12 protein-coding genes and 1 pseudogene are annotated in these 14,203 nt (G+C 71.2%); 7 read left to right on the top strand and 6 right to left on the bottom strand.

What is annotated here, in order from left to right; translation table 11 throughout:
- Positions 1–44: 44 nt before the first annotated feature.
- The 5 genes from AB0C01_RS19810 to AB0C01_RS19830 form a co-directional block, all read right to left on the bottom strand.
- Complete coding sequence (locus AB0C01_RS19810; protein ID WP_357571780.1) at positions 45–1,082, bottom strand: lactonase family protein; 1,038 nt, start codon at positions 1,080–1,082, stop codon at positions 45–47.
- A gap of 87 nt (positions 1,083–1,169) precedes the next feature.
- Complete coding sequence (locus tag AB0C01_RS19815; protein ID WP_357246223.1) at positions 1,170–1,772, bottom strand: ATP/GTP-binding protein; 603 nt, start codon at positions 1,770–1,772, stop codon at positions 1,170–1,172.
- Complete coding sequence (locus tag AB0C01_RS19820; RefSeq protein WP_357246225.1) at positions 1,753–2,142, bottom strand: DUF742 domain-containing protein; 390 nt, start codon at positions 2,140–2,142, stop codon at positions 1,753–1,755. Before AB0C01_RS19820 ends, AB0C01_RS19815 begins: the two co-directional genes overlap by 20 nt.
- On the bottom strand, positions 2,132–2,554 hold the full coding sequence (locus AB0C01_RS19825) for a roadblock/LC7 domain-containing protein (protein WP_357246228.1): 423 nt from the start codon (positions 2,552–2,554) through the stop codon (positions 2,132–2,134). The genes AB0C01_RS19820 and AB0C01_RS19825 overlap by 11 nt, the downstream gene beginning before the upstream one ends.
- Complete coding sequence (locus AB0C01_RS19830) at positions 2,554–4,896, bottom strand: nitrate- and nitrite sensing domain-containing protein (RefSeq protein WP_357571781.1); 2,343 nt, start codon at positions 4,894–4,896, stop codon at positions 2,554–2,556. Before AB0C01_RS19830 ends, AB0C01_RS19825 begins: the two co-directional genes overlap by 1 nt.
- 374 nt (positions 4,897–5,270) lie before the next feature.
- Here AB0C01_RS19830 and AB0C01_RS19835 point away from each other — a divergent pair, with 374 nt between their 5' ends.
- The 5 genes and pseudogenes from AB0C01_RS19835 to AB0C01_RS19855 all read left to right on the top strand — a co-directional run bounded on the left by AB0C01_RS19835 (position 5,271) and on the right by AB0C01_RS19855 (position 9,571).
- Entirely contained in the window at positions 5,271–5,864 is a 594-nt protein-coding gene (locus tag AB0C01_RS19835) for a hypothetical protein (protein WP_357246234.1), read from the top strand.
- A gap of 320 nt (positions 5,865–6,184) precedes the next feature.
- Positions 6,185–6,373, top strand: a pseudogene (locus AB0C01_RS19840) (hypothetical protein); the annotation flags it as partial.
- Positions 6,374–7,043: 670 nt separating this feature from the next.
- A complete protein-coding gene (locus tag AB0C01_RS19845) occupies positions 7,044–8,702 on the top strand; it encodes a sodium:solute symporter family protein (protein ID WP_357571782.1) in 1,659 nt (552 codons plus the stop codon).
- A gap of 15 nt (positions 8,703–8,717) precedes the next feature.
- Positions 8,718–9,026: a hypothetical protein gene (locus AB0C01_RS19850; protein WP_357246239.1), complete on the top strand. Its 309-nt coding sequence runs from the start codon at positions 8,718–8,720 to the stop codon at positions 9,024–9,026.
- A 158-nt stretch (positions 9,027–9,184) separates the two neighbouring features.
- A complete protein-coding gene (locus AB0C01_RS19855; protein ID WP_357246242.1) occupies positions 9,185–9,571 on the top strand; it encodes a hypothetical protein in 387 nt (128 codons plus the stop codon).
- A 118-nt stretch (positions 9,572–9,689) separates the two neighbouring features.
- Here AB0C01_RS19855 and AB0C01_RS19860 read toward each other — a convergent pair whose 3' ends face one another.
- The gene (locus tag AB0C01_RS19860) at positions 9,690–11,492 is read right to left on the bottom strand and encodes a glycoside hydrolase family 6 protein (protein WP_357246245.1); all 1,803 of its coding nucleotides are present in this window, start codon (positions 11,490–11,492) and stop codon (positions 9,690–9,692) included.
- A 624-nt stretch (positions 11,493–12,116) separates the two neighbouring features.
- Here AB0C01_RS19860 and AB0C01_RS19865 point away from each other — a divergent pair.
- Together AB0C01_RS19865 and AB0C01_RS19870 are read left to right on the top strand one after the other, a co-directional pair.
- Positions 12,117–13,478, top strand: coding sequence for a hypothetical protein (locus AB0C01_RS19865; protein ID WP_357571783.1), 1,362 nt, complete (start codon positions 12,117–12,119; stop codon positions 13,476–13,478).
- 1 nt (position 13,479) lies between these two features.
- The gene (locus AB0C01_RS19870; RefSeq protein ID WP_357571784.1) at positions 13,480–14,184 is read left to right on the top strand and encodes a class F sortase; all 705 of its coding nucleotides are present in this window, start codon (positions 13,480–13,482) and stop codon (positions 14,182–14,184) included.
- The last annotated feature ends 19 nt before the right edge of the window (positions 14,185–14,203 follow it).

Here is a 14,203-nt window from a genome sequence, read left to right on the forward strand (position 1 = left end):
GGTGTTGCCGAATCAGCGCCGGCTTCACGTCCCTGCGTCGGGCCTCACGGCAGCACACACGTCGGGCTCGGCACCGGCACCGGCTCTCCGATCGCCTCCGGAACGCCGGTCTCGACGTCGCGCCGGAAGACCCGCACCATGTCGGCCCGTTCGTCGGCGACGTAGAGGTGCTCACCGATCAGCGCGAAGTGCCGGGGCCACTCACCACCGGTGTCCACTTCGGCCACCAGTTCGGGCAATTCCCCAGCCAGGGCGAACGCCGACAGGGTCCCCACCCCCCGGTTGGCGACGTAGAGAAACCGTCCGTCCGGGCTGACCGCGACCTCCGAGGGCTGCACGTGACCGGGCCGCTCGCTCGCCTCGACCCAACCCCGCTTGTGCAACGCGCCGTCGTCGGTCAGCTCGTACGCGGTGACGGAGGCGTCCAGCTCACCGACGACGTAGCAACGCCGTCCGTCCGGGTGGCGGGCCAGGTGCCGGGGTCCGGTGCCCGGCGTCGTGCGGGTGCGTGGCGCACGGGGCACCAGCCGCCCGCTCGCCGCGTCCAGGTCGTACCGGTAGACCGAGTCGGTGCCGAGATCCACCGCGAGCAGTGGCCCCTGGCCCGGCCCCGGCGAGACCATGTGGGCGTGCGCGTGGTCCTGCCGCTCCGGGTCGGGGCCGTGCCCCTCGTGCACCACCAGGTCGGTGCGCTCGCCGGGCACCCCCTGCGGGTCGAGGGCGAAGACCGCCACGCTGCCGCTGCCGTAGTTGGCCGCCACCAGGTGGCCGCCGTCGGGCACCACCGCCAGGTGGCAGGGCTCGGCCCCGCCTGTCGACCGGCTGCCCAGCGGATCCAGCGCGCCGTCCGGCCCGACCCGCCAGGCGCTGATCTCCCCGGCCGTCAACTCGTTCACCGCGTACAGCACCGGCTGGGTGGGGTGCCGCGCCAGGAAGGAGGGGGACGGGGTGACCGCCACCGTGCCGAGCGGGGTCAGCGCCCCGGTCGTCGGGTCGCGGCGCGCGGCGACGATGCCACTGCCCCGCCCACCGCTCTGCGCGGTGTAGCCCCCGATGTGGACGACCTCACCCTGAGCACTCACGTTCCACTCCTCCGCCGGCATCCTCCGCTGATCCAACCAGAGGCTGCCCGCATCGCCCGCCGGTTAACCGGCTTTGCCGGCCGGATCTCAGGCCGCCGGCACCGGCTCCCCGCGCTGCCGGGCGACATGTTCGACCAGAGAGATCAACACCATCTTTCCGGACTGCCGGTCGCGGGCGTCGCAGAGCACCATCGGCACGTCCGGGTCCAGGTCGAGTGCCCGACGTACGGTCTCCAGGTTGAACCGGCGGGAGTCGTCGAAGCAGTTCACGCCGACCACGAACGGGATGCCACGCTGCTCGAAGTAGTCGATCGACGGGAAACAGTCGGCCAGCCGACGGGTGTCGGCGAGCACCACCGCGCCGAGCGCGCCGAAGGCCAACTCGTCCCACAGGAACCAGAACCGATCCTGGCCCGGGGTGCCGAACAGGTAGACCTGGAGGTCGTCGTTGATGGTGATCCGGCCGAAGTCCATCGCCACCGTGGTGGTCGACTTGCCCTCCACCCCGGAGACGTCGTCGGTGCCGATCCCGGCGCCGGTCAACACCTCCTCGGTCTGCAACGGGCGCACCTCGCTCAGGGCACTGACCAGTGTCGTCTTGCCAGCTCCGAAGCCGCCCGCGATGAGGATCTTCAGTGCCAGCGGGATGGTGGTGCTGGTGCCCGTATGGTCATAGCGCACGGAGTCCACTGACCACCGCCTTGAGGATGTCGTCGTCGGGAAGTTTTCCGGCGGCCGGCGGCTCGTGCACCGCAACCAGCCCCTCGGCCAGGAGATCACCGAGTAGTACCCGGACCACACCGACCGCGAGGTCCAGTTCGGCTGCCAACTCGGCCACCGACACCGGCCGGAGGGCCAACGCGATCAGCCGTCGATGCTCCGGGAGCAGGTGTGGATGGCCGGCGTCGTCGACGTCCGATTCCGCAAGCACGATCGCGACCAGGTCGAAGCCGTCGCCGGCGGAACGGACCCGGCCTTTGGTGAGGGTGTACGGGCGCACCACCGGGCCGGCCTCGCCGTCCAGCCACTCGTGTTGCGGCCCGGGCGGCTCAGCCCGCATCACCGTCTCCCGCCGACGATCGGGCCGGCGCGGCGAGGCTCTCCCCCACCCGGATGACAAGCATCGCCATCTCGTACGCGACCAACCCGATGTCCGCGGCGGCGTCGCTCACCACCGCCAGGCACGCGCCCTGCCCGGCGGCCGTGACGAAGAGGTACGCCGACTCCATCTCCACCACCGTCTGCCGGACCGGGCCGCCGTCCACGTGCCGGCTGGCGCCCCGCGCCAGGCTGGAGAAGCCCGCGGCGAGCGCACACAGGTGCTCCGCGTCGGAGCGCTCCAACTCGGCCGAGCAGCCGAGCAGGAGACCGTCGGCGGACAGCACCACCGCCTCCCGGGCCGCCGGCACCCGTTGCACCAGCTCGTCGAGCAACCAGTCCAGGCCGGCGCTCTGCTTCGTCGAATGCCGCACTAGGCGTCCCTCTCAGTCGCGGTCGGGGGTTCGGGGGGCGTCGCCGGGCTGGCCGGGGCCGCCGGTCCGGGTGGCACTGCCGGAGCAGCCGGGGAGGTGACGGTGGCGCGTCCGCGCGCCGTGCCGGCCTGCAGGGCCGCCATCACCCGGCGCACCTCCTCGGGAGACCGGGGCGCCGGGGTGTCGGCGACTGTCGACCGGGGTTGGGCGGCCGCGGGAGTACGACGTCGCACCCGGCGGGGCAGACCGTCCAGCTCGTCGTCCGCGGCCGACCCCCCGTCGACCGGCCCGCCGCCCGAGGTCGGTACGCCGGTGGGTGGGGCGGACGGTGCGGCGACGGCGCGCGGCCCGGTGGGTGGGCGGGTGCGGGGCACGGCACCCCGACGAGCCGTCCGGGCCAGCCGCCGGGCCGGGTCGGCCGACGCGGCGGGAAGCGTCGCGGGGTCGGGGCCGGCCGGCGGCTCGGCGGTCACCAGGCCGGCGGGGATCAGCACCACCGCGGTCACCCCGCCCTGCTCGGAGGAACGCAACCGCACCCGTACGCCGTGCCGGGCCGCCAGCCGGGCCACGACGAACAGGCCGAGCCGGGCGCTCTGCGCCGGGTCGAACTCGGGCGAGCTGGCCAGCCGGGTGTTGGCGGTCTCCAGGGCCGCGGCGGACATGCCCAGCCCCTGGTCGGTGATCTCCAGGGCGTACCCGTTGGCCACCCGTTCCCCGGTGACGGTGACCCGGGTGTCCGGCGGGGAGAAGGCGGTGGCGTTCTCGACCAGCTCGGCGAGCAGGTGGATGACGTCGCCGACCGCCCGGCCGAGCACGCCGGCGGGCTGCGCGGCGGCGATGTCCACCCGGTCGTACGCCTCGACCTCGGAGATCGCGCCGCGGATCAGGTCGACCATCGCGACCGGGTTTCGCCAGCCCCGGCCGGGCGCGGAGCCGGCGAGGATGACCAGGTCCTCGGCGTGCCGGCGGAGCCGGGTCGCCAGGTGGTCGACCTGGAAGAGCTCGGCCAGCTCGTCCGGGTCCTCGGCACGGCGCTCCATGCGGTCCAGCAGGTGCAACTGACGGTGCACCAGGCTCTGGCTCCGGCGGGCGATGTTGAGGAAGACCTCGTTGAGCCCACGGCGCAGGGCGACCTCGTCCACGGCGGCCTGGACGGCGGTGCGCTGCACCTCGGTGAAGGCGCGGCCGACCTCGCCGATCTCGTCGTGGCCGTACTCCAGTGGCGGCGCCTCCCGGGCGACGTCGACCTGCTCGCCGCGCCGCAACCGGGCCACCACGTCCGGGAGACGGTGCTCGGCCAATTCCAGCGCGGCGGTGCGGACGCCGGTGAGGCGCTGGGCCAGCGTGCGGCCGAGCCGCAGCGCCACCAGCACCGAGACCACCACGGCGACGAGCCCGAGCACACCGGCGGCGGCGAGCCGTGCCAGGATGCGTACCGCCATCGGCACCGAGCGGTCGGTGAGACCGTCGGCCTCGGCCAGCTCGAAGTCGCGCAACTGCTGCTGCACCGCGTCATGGCTGGTCTGCCAGGCCGCCGCGTCGACCGGCGGCCGGCCCGACCGGTTGGCCACGACCAGCGCGTCCTGCATCGTGCGCAACCGGGTGAACGCCTCGCCCTCGGCCAACCGCTGGTACGCGGCCCGATCGGCCGCGGGCAGGTCGGCCACGGCGCTGTCGGTGAGCCACCGTTGGTTGCCGATGGCCTGCACGAGTTGGGTGTGCTCCCCCTCGGCGAACCGTCCGGCGCTCAGCGCGCCGGCCAGCAGCGCGTCGCCCTGGCCGAGCAGCTCCCGGGAGCGGCCCAACGCGGTGAGTGCCAGTGCCTGCCGGTTGAGGTCCGGGTCGTTGAGGGTCGCCATCGCGGAGAACGCCTGGAAGGCCGCGGTGACCATGCCGCTGTAGAGGCCGACCGCGCCGCTGCGGTCCAGACTGCGGTCGTCGATGAATGTCCGACCGGCCGGCAGCGCCGCCAGTGCGGTGACCAGATGGTCGATCCGGGCCTCCAGCGCGTCGTTCGCGGCGTCGCGCAGGGCTTCACCGTCGACGCGGCGGCGCAGCTCGGCGATGGCCCGGTCGGTGCGCTCCCGTTGCTCGGCCAGGACGGGCAGCCGGGTGGTGCCCGCGAGCTGCACGACCGAGAGTCGGCGTTCCCGTTGCAGCTCGGTGACCACGACCTCGCCGGGGCGACCCAGGTCGTACAGCAGGGTGCGAGCGGAGAGCAGATCCAGGGCGGGACCGAAGGTCAGCGTGGTGGCGAAGATCCACAGCGCCAGGAGCGCGGTCACCGGCACGACGACCAACGCGGTCAGCTTCGAGCGGATCGGCCAGTCGCGGGTTCTCATCAGACCTCGCCCGTGCAGGGGTGGCAGGAGGGGTGCCGGCACCGCCGGGCAAAGCGTCGGCCGGCTGCGCGCCCGGCGTGACGCCGGGCACCGGCGCGGGCGCCTTGGGCAGGATACGTAATCGGGGGCCGTTGCACTACTGCCCGTCGCGCCGACATCGACGCTCCGAGATGCCTTGCGGGCGACCGCGGATCCGCACCCGGTCGACCTGAGCAGGCGCGTTTTCTGGACCTGGTCAGGTCTGGGCCGGTCGGCGGGGCGGCAGCGCCGGACAGCGCTTCTCCCGTCCCGGAGGCAAGCCGGCCAGAAAGTACCCCGGATCGGGATTGGCGATCAGTGCGCGGAGGGAATACCAGGTGACGAAGGAGGAGCCCATGTCGCCCACGCAGGTAATCGTCATCGTGCTCGTCGTGCTCGTGGTCGTCGCGGTGCTGGCCGTGGCCGTCCGGTCGCTCGGCCGCCGTCGCGCGCTGCGCGACCGGTTCGGGCCGGAGTACGACCGGGTGGTGGAGGAGCAGGACAGCCGATCCGCCGCCGAGCGCGAACTGCGCGACCGGGAACGCCGGCACGCCGAGCTCACGCTCACCCCGCTCAGCCCGGAGTCCCGGGCCCGCTACAGCGCCGCCTGGGAGGAACTCCAGGTGCGCTTCATCGACTCGCCCGGCGATACCGTGGACGACGCTGACGAACTGGTCACCCGGCTCATCGAGGAGCGGGGCTACCCCACCGGGGACTTCTCCGACCAGATCGCCCACCTCTCCGTCGACCACGCGCGCACGCTGACCAACTATCGGGACGCGCACAACATCAACCTGCGCAACTCCGAGGGCGAGGCCAGTACCGAGGAGCTGCGGCAGGCGATCGTGCACTACCGGGCACTCTTCGCCGACCTGCTCGGCGAGGAGCCGGTCGGCCACCGTACGCCCGAACAGCGCCACCACCCGGACCACGACTCCACGAGCCGCTGAGGAGGCCACCGATGCGCCAGGAAGAGCAGCAGGTGAGCAACGACCACCCGGAGGCCGTCCGGTCCGCGCCCGTCCCGGTACCGCCCACCGGCGACCGGGCCGGCCGCTCGGACGTCCCCGAGGACGCCCTGGACGACCGGGGCACCTTCGACGACCAGACCGGCCCGAACGAGCGGAACGCCTCGAACGAGTGGACCGCCCCCGGCGAGCGAGCCGGCGACACCGACCGGGACGCCGCGTACGACCCGGTCGACGACGAACAGGCCGACGACTCCGACCCGCGCCACCGGCGGGACGACCGCTCCGCCGACGAGGGCGGTTTCCACGAGCCGGGGCCACTGCCCACGGCGTTCGGCGCCACCACGGTGGCCGACGCGGTGGCGGCCTCGGCACTCGCGAGCCCCAACCCGCAGGATCAGCCGGACGCTCGGGCCGAGCGGACGGCCCAGCCGGGCGACGGCGCCGAGGACGGCGAGCGTGAGGGCCTGCGGGCCGACCCCACGGCCGAGTTGCACCGCCGCGACGCCGCCCCGGGGACCGACCCTGACGCGGTGGCCGCCGGCTACGGCAGCGCCGCGCCGGAGATGGTCGATCCGGACGCGGACGGCGAGCCGGTCGACACCGAGGGCGACGGCACCTCGTTGGGGGCTGCCGGGACGTCCCGGCCCGCCGGGTCGACCGTCGCGGCCGAGCCGGCGACACTCCTGGACACCGACACCGCGCAGGGCTTCCGGGACCGCTGGCGCGACGTGCAGTTGCGTTTCGTCGATGATCCGCACGCGGCGGCCGGCGAGGCGCAGTCGCTGGTGGAAGAGGCCATTCAGGCTCTCTCGTCGGCGCTGGCCGCCCAGAAGAACACGTTGGGCGGGTGGCAGGACGCCGGCTCGGCCGACACCGAGCAACTGCGGATGGCGGTGCGCAACTATCGGGACTTCCTGGACCGCGTACTGGGTCGCTGAACGACGCATCACCGAGGGGCGCTCCGGCCGGTCGGCCGGGGCGCCCCTCGCCCTGTGCGGCGGGTACGCCTCGCCGTCGACGAGCCGGTCGGCAGGCGCGTGACATCCCCCAATCCGCCCGAACCTCACCCAACCAGCGTCGAGGCGTGAAAACGTCCGGACGGGGTAATAGGGCGCGCGCGCACCAACCAGCGCAGACGTCGGGACGAGGGGTGACGGGATGGACGGCGACGGTCTTCGGCTCAACATGAACGGCCTGGACTATCTGATCCTGGCGCTGTACTTCGTCACCGTCCTCGGGGTCGGCATCGCCGCGCGCCGGGCGATCCGGACCAGCGTCGACTTCTTCCTCTCCGGCCGGTCCCTGCCGGCCTGGGTGACCGGGCTCGCCTTCGTCTCGGCGAACCTGGGCGCGCTGGAGATCATCGGTATGGCCGCGAACGGCGCCCAGTACGGCGTCATGACGGTCCACTACTACTGGATCGGCGCGGTGCCGGCGATGGTCTTCCTCGGCATCGTGATGATGCCCTTCTACTACGGCTCCAAGGTCCGCAGCGTGCCCGAGTACCTGCGGCTGCGGTTCAACCGCCCCACCCACCTGCTCAACGCGCTCAGCTTCGCCGTCGCCCAGGTGCTCATCGCCGGCGTGAACCTCTACGCGCTGGCCCTGGTGATGCAGGCACTGCTCGGCTGGCCGCTCTGGACCGCGATCGTGGTCGGCGCGGCGATCGTCCTGGCGTACATCACCATCGGTGGTCTGACCGGCGCGATCTACAACGAGGTGCTTCAGTTCTTCGTCATCCTGGCGGGCCTCATCCCGGTCACCGTGATCGGCCTGGTCAAGGTCGGCGGGGTGAACGGCCTGATGGACGCGGTACGCGACTCCAAGCTCGGCGAGGCGGGCCTGCACGCCTGGCAGGACACGGGCAGCACCGCCAACCCGCTGGGCGCGCAGTGGATCGGCATCGTCTTCGGCCTCGGTTTCGTGTTGTCCTTCGGCTACTGGACGACGAACTTCGCCGAGGTGCAGCGGGCGCTGTCCGCGAAGAACATGAGCGCCGCCCGGCGTACGCCGATCATCGCCGCGTACCCAAAGCTGTTCATTCCCCTGGTCACGGTGATCCCCGGCCTGGTGGCCCTGGTGACGGTCAAGGGCCTGGGGGCGGAGACCGGCGACCTGCAGTACAACAACGCGATCCCGCTGCTGATGCGCGACCTGCTCCCCAACGGCGTCCTCGGCGTCGCGGTCACCGGCCTGCTGGCGTCGTTCATGGCCGGCATGGCGGCCAACGTGAGCGGTTTCAACACCGTCTTCACCTACGACATCTGGCAGGCGTACATCCGTCGCGACCGGCCGGACGACTACTACGTGCGGGTCGGTCGGTGGGCGACGGTCGCCGCCGTGGTGGTCGGCATCGGCACGGCGTTCATCGCGGCCGGGTTCAGCAACATCATGAACTACATCCAGGCGCTCTTCTCCGTCTTCAACGCGCCACTGTTCGCCACCTTCATCATCGGCATGTTCTGGAAGCGGATGACCGCCCTCGCCGGCTTCTGGTCGCTGCTGCTGGGCACCCTGGTGTCGCTGAGCCTCTACCTGCTCTACAAGGGCGGCGTGATCGACTTCAACTCCGACCTGGAGGAGAGCTTCTGGGGCGCCGGTCTCGCCTTCGTCACGGCGGTGGTGGTCGCCGCGATCATCACCCCGCTCACCGCGCCCAAGCGCGACGAGGAGTTGCGCGGGCTGGTCTACGGCATGGGCGGCGTCGACCTCAAGGGGGACGTGCTCGCCGGGGACGCCGTCTGGTACCGCTCCCCGATGCTGCTCGGTCTGATCGCGGTCGCGCTGGCCGCCCTCTTCTACATCCCGGTCTTCTAGGAAAGGAGTCGGCAGATGAGCAACGACGGCCAGCCGGCACAGGACCCGCTGATCGACGAGTCGCAGGAGGAGCAGCGCCGATCCGCCGCCGCCCGACTGTTCGACGTCCGCCGGGTGATCGGTGGCCTCTTCGTGGCGTACGGGGTGATCGTGACGTTGATCGGCGTCTTCGACAGCGCCGCCGAGATCGACAAGGCCCAGGGTGTCCGGATCAACCTGTGGGCCGGGTTGGTGATGCTCGTCTTCGGCCTGCTCATGCTGTTCTGGCAGTGGCGGCGCCCGGCGGAGCCGCCGGCCGCCAACGAGAAGCAACCCGGCACCTGACGGCTGCTCCTTCGGCCTGAGCGAGACCCGTCGGCCTGAGCCCGACCCGTTGGCCTGAGCCCGACCCTTCGGCCGGTGCCCGGCCCTTCGGCATGAGCCCGGCACGAGGGGGTACGCCAGGGGCAGCAGGCAACGTGTCGGACACAGGAGGCACCACCATGACCGATCGCGATCGGCAACCGCCGTTGGAGGACAGCCCGGAGGTCGCCTCGGCGGTGGACGACGACGCCACCGTCCCGCAGTTTCGGACCGGCGGCGGCCCCGACCGGGACACTCCCGGGTTCGCCGAGCCTCGCAGCCGGCCGGACGACCTCGCGCCGGACACCGACGAGCTGATCGGCGACCCGTACGGTGCCGGCACCGGGGCGACCGGGACGGGCACCGGGGCCGGCGGCGACAACATCCGCACCGGCGCGGAACAACCCTGGGAGCCGGAGGACCTGGTGATGGCCCGCGGGCAGGACCTCACCCCGGAGAACCTGGACAAGGCCCGCCGCGATCTGGCTGAGCAGGGTCGGGCGGCCATCGAGCGCACCGTGCCCTGATCGGACACGAAGGGGGGTCCCCGACCCGACCTTGACGGTCGGGCCGGGGACCCGGGGGACCTGCCGCCGGCAGTGCCTCACCTACTGCCGGCGGCGGGTGGTTACGGTCGCGATCCGGTCAGAGCGCCGGGTACGCGTTGCGCATGAGCTCCTGGAACTGCGCGGAGAACCACGCACCGGAGATCGGCGCGTCGCCCAGTGCCCCGGACGGGTTGTTGCCGTTGCGGGCGTTACCGCCGTACGTCGGGTCGCACATCCGGTCGAAGCCCTTGCCCTCGTTGTTCGGGATCTCCTTGCTGGAGCCGTCCGACTCACCCGGCGGCTTCACCCAGACGTACGCGTCGATGCCCGCCGCCGGGGTCGCCCGGGGCCGCTCACCGAGACCGGCGCCGGCCTGGTTGCACCAGTTGCCGAGGTGGGCCCGGCGGTCGATGCGACCACCGTTGACGTAGGCGTCCACGCTGGTCATCGGACCCGGCCCGGTGGGCCGCGCGGAGCCGCCCCAACCGTTGCGGGACGTGTCGATCAGCATGCCGATGTTCGAGTTGAAGCCGACCGAGACCAGCTGGTTGCGGAACGCCTGGGCGAACGACAGCTCGTCGACGTAGAAGTTCCAGTCAACCCACTTGGACTGCCGCACCGTCTGACCGTTGACGTTGTCGGTGACCTTGAAGTGCGGCTCCTGCAGCGCCGAGTAGTTCGCGGTGTTGGTGATGAACCCGTGCACGTTGTTGACAGTGCTGCCGGAGGCGACCGCGGCGGTCTTCAGGATGTTGGAGGTCGGGACGAAGTTGGAGTCCCAGCCGAGCCAGCCGTGGTGGCCGGCGTCGATGTAGTTGTAGACGTTGCCGAGCGAACCCAGCTTGGCCAGCGCGTAGCCGACACCGTTGACGTAGGCGCCGTTGGCCTTGACCGTGTCGCACATGACCGTGCCGCCGGGCTGACCCGAGGTGTTGGTCACGATGTTCGGCAGCGAGTCGATCTCGATGATGTTGATGATCCGCAGGTTGCGGTACTTCGACTCACCCTGGATCGCGGCGATCGGGTCGATGTACTCGGCCTTGTACTTGGGCAGCTCGTCCGGACCCAGCTCACCGTTGGAGGAGAGCGCGGAGCAGTCCCGGCCGGGCAGGTTGTAGATGACGAACTGAATGTAGCCAGCGCCCTGGCGCAGCGCCTCGTCCAGGTGGTCACGCACCCCGAAGGCACCGTTCGAGCTGCTGTCCGGGGTGCCGTTGATCGCGGCGATCCGGTCCAGCCAGACGGCGGTGGGGTTGTTGGAGACCCGGCTTCCGCCCGGCTCGGCGTCCGCCTTGGCCTTCCACTCCGGGTTCACGTAACCCGGCACCCCGACGTACGGGTTGTCCACCTTCTGCCCCGGCGGCGTGCTGGTCGGGGGCGCGCTGGTCGGCGGTGCGCTGGTCGGAGGCGCGCTGGTGGGCGGCGCGGACGTCGGCGGCACGCTGGTCGGCGGCGCGGAGGTCGGGGTGACACCGCCGTTGCAGACCACGCCGTTGAGGGTGAACGAGGTCGGCTTCGGGTTGCTGCCGCTCCAGGCGCCGTTGAAGCCGATGTTCGCCGACGCGCCGGCGGCCAGGGTGCCGTTGTAGGACATGCTCCGGGCGGTCACCTGGCTGCCGGACTGACTGAACTCGGCCGACCAACCCTGCTGCACCCGCTGGCTGGAGTTGGGGAAGGTCCAACCCAGCGTCCAGCCGTTGACCGGGTCGCCGAGGTTCTTGATGGTGATGCTCGCGGTGAAGCCGCCGGACCAGTCGTTCGTCGTGTAGCCGATCTCGCACTGCGTCGCGGCCTGCGCCGCCGTAACCGGAATCGTTACCAACCCACCGGCGACCAGGGCACCCGCGCCGGCGAGCGCGAGGGCCCGGCGTTGGCCGGACAGCCTTCTCCACATATTCATGCCACTGATCTCCTTGGGCGAGACCGGGCCCACGTACGGCCCGGCGAGACGGCCCGGTGGGCGTCCTGCACGGACGGCCGCCGGCGCCAACGGGATTCTTTCGGGGACGCCCGACCCGGACGGGCGATGGTGGTGGTGGTGGTGCACGACCGGCACGGTGGCCGGTCGATCGACGGCGGGATGTCGCCCCGGTGACACCGGGTGCCCTCGACTGCCTGCCTGCGCGGTGTGGCTCCCCCGAACCGCGTGCGCCGATTCTTGCATGGGAGCGCTTCCATGGCAATGGCTCGATGCGTCGCGGGCCGGCGGGGCTCGCCTGCGGAGCCGTTTCGGACGATACCCCCGAGTTCGCCCGAGCGGCACGTCCGAGACGCGGGCGGCACTACCGGATGGCCGGAGCGGGTCCGACACGACGAATACCGAACGCCGTGGGCCAACCGCAAGGCGGCGCGGTGCCAGAGATGACGCGGCGCGCACTGAAAGCCGCGTAGCACCCCTTCACCTCTTACCGGGCCAAAGGTCAAAACGCGAATCTTTCACTTCATAAGTCATGAAACGGTCTAACGTCGGTCTTAGCTCGGTTGTCGCCGGGCTCAGGACAACAGGGATGGAGTGACGCAGGTCATGGCTAAGAAGATGCTCGGGAAGGTCGTTGCGGGCGCCGCGCTCGGCGGCGCGTCGCTCCTGGTGTTCGCACCGGGGATCGCCTACGCCAACGGCCACGACGACGGCAGGGACCAGGACGGCAAGGTCTACGCCAAGCCGCACGTCGTCAAGGCCGGCGAAGAGATCAAGCTCCTCGAGATCTGCCCGGATCGGCAGGAGCACGCGTTCGTGTGGTCCAAGGTCACCGGCAAGGTCAAGCTCGAGCCGGCCAAGGAAGACCGGGGCGAGGACCGCGAGTGGGGCGAGGAGGAGGACTCCTACGACCACGAGAACGGCAAGGACGACGAGGGCAAGGACGAGAACGGCAAGGACGACAAGGGCAAGGACGACAAGGGCAAGGACCACGAGGGCAAGGACGAGAACGGCAAGGACGAGCACGGCAAGGACGACAAGGGCAAGGACCACGAGGGCAAGGACGAGAACGGCAAGGACGAGCACGGCAAGGACGACAAGGGCAAGGACGACAAGGGCAAGGACGAGAACGGCGGCCAGGGTGGCGGCGCTGCCGCCGACGCCTACGAGGACGAGGACAGCAAGGACTGGAAGGGCGAAGAGCACGGCCAGGACGCGGACGACAGCCGCGAGGAGAAGGACTGGAGCTCCAAGGACGAAGACAAGAAGGACTGGGACTCCAAGGACGAGCACGGCTCGGACAAGGGCTGGGAGTCCAAGGACGAGCACGGCTCGGACAAGGGCTGGGAGTCCAAGGACGAGCACGGCTCCGACAAGGGCTACGACTCGAAGGACGAGGACGAGTACAGCTCCGACAAGAGCTGGGAGTCCAAGGACGAGCACGGCTCCGACAAGGGCTACGACTCCAAGGACGAGGACGAGTACAGCTCCGACAAGAGCTGGGAGTCCAAGGACGAGCACGGCTCCGAGTACGGCTCCGACAAGGGCTGGGAGAACAAGGACGAGCACGGCTCGGACGAGCGCGGCGGCTACGGCAAGGACGAGCACGGCTCGGACGAGCGCGGCGGCTACGGCAAGGACGAGCACGGCTCGGACGAGCGCGGCGGCTACGGCAAGGACGAGCACGGCTCGGACGAGGACAGCTGGGAGAAGGAGCGCGAGTTCGTCTACTACGGCGACGCCAAGGTCGACAAGGATGCCAAGCCGGGTCGCTACGAGCTCAAGGGCTCGTGCGGCGAGGGCGAGCTCGTCGTGCTGCCGCACGGCGGTGTCGACGGTGGTGACGGTGGCGCCAGCACCGGTACCGACCGTGGCCTGGCCACCGGCGGGGCGGGCCTGCTCGGCGCTGCCGCGCTCGGCGGGATCGTGCTGATGCGTCGTCGGCGGACCAATGGTTCGCTCGTCTGACGTGACGACGACACGGGCCGGCGGCCGTCACGGGAGACCGTGGCGTGCCGCCGGCGCGGCCGTCGTCGTCACTATGGCCATGCTCGGCGCTGGCATGATCGGCTTCGCTCTGAAGACCACCCCGCAGACCCGACCGCCGCAGCCGCTGGCCCAGGCCGGTCCCGAGGTGAGCGGGCCGGCCGACACCGCCACCGCCGTGCCCCCGGTCGACGGGCAGCCGGTCGGCCAGGGGGACGTGCCGGCCGGGTTGTCGCGCTCCGCGCCGACCAGCATCGAGATCCCCCGGATCGGTGTCAACGCGACGATCCTGTCCCTCGGCACCAACCCGGACGGGACCGTCCAGGTTCCCCCGTTGGAGCAGGCCGACCAGGCTGGCTGGTACGAGCCGGGAGCGAGCCCCGGCGAGACCGGTAACGCGGTCATCGTCGGGCACGTGGACTCGGCGAAGCTCGGCCCGGCCGTCTTCTTCGACCTCGGCTCTCTCGTGCCCGGTGACACCATCACGGTGCGGCGGGCGGACGGCCAGCCGGCCGCGTTCCAGGTCGACTCGGTGAAGTCGTACCCGAAGACGGCCTTCCCCACCGAGTTGGTGTACGGACCGAGCGACCGGCCCGGTCTGCGGGTGGTCACCTGCGGTGGTCAGTTCGACGAGGCCGCCAAGAGCTACCCGGACAACATCGTCGTCTTCGCCACCCTGGTGGCCTGATCGGGGACGAAACGAAGCG

It is taken from the genome of Micromonospora sp. NPDC048905 (genome assembly GCF_040649655.1).
GTDB lineage: Bacteria > Actinomycetota > Actinomycetes > Mycobacteriales > Micromonosporaceae > Micromonospora.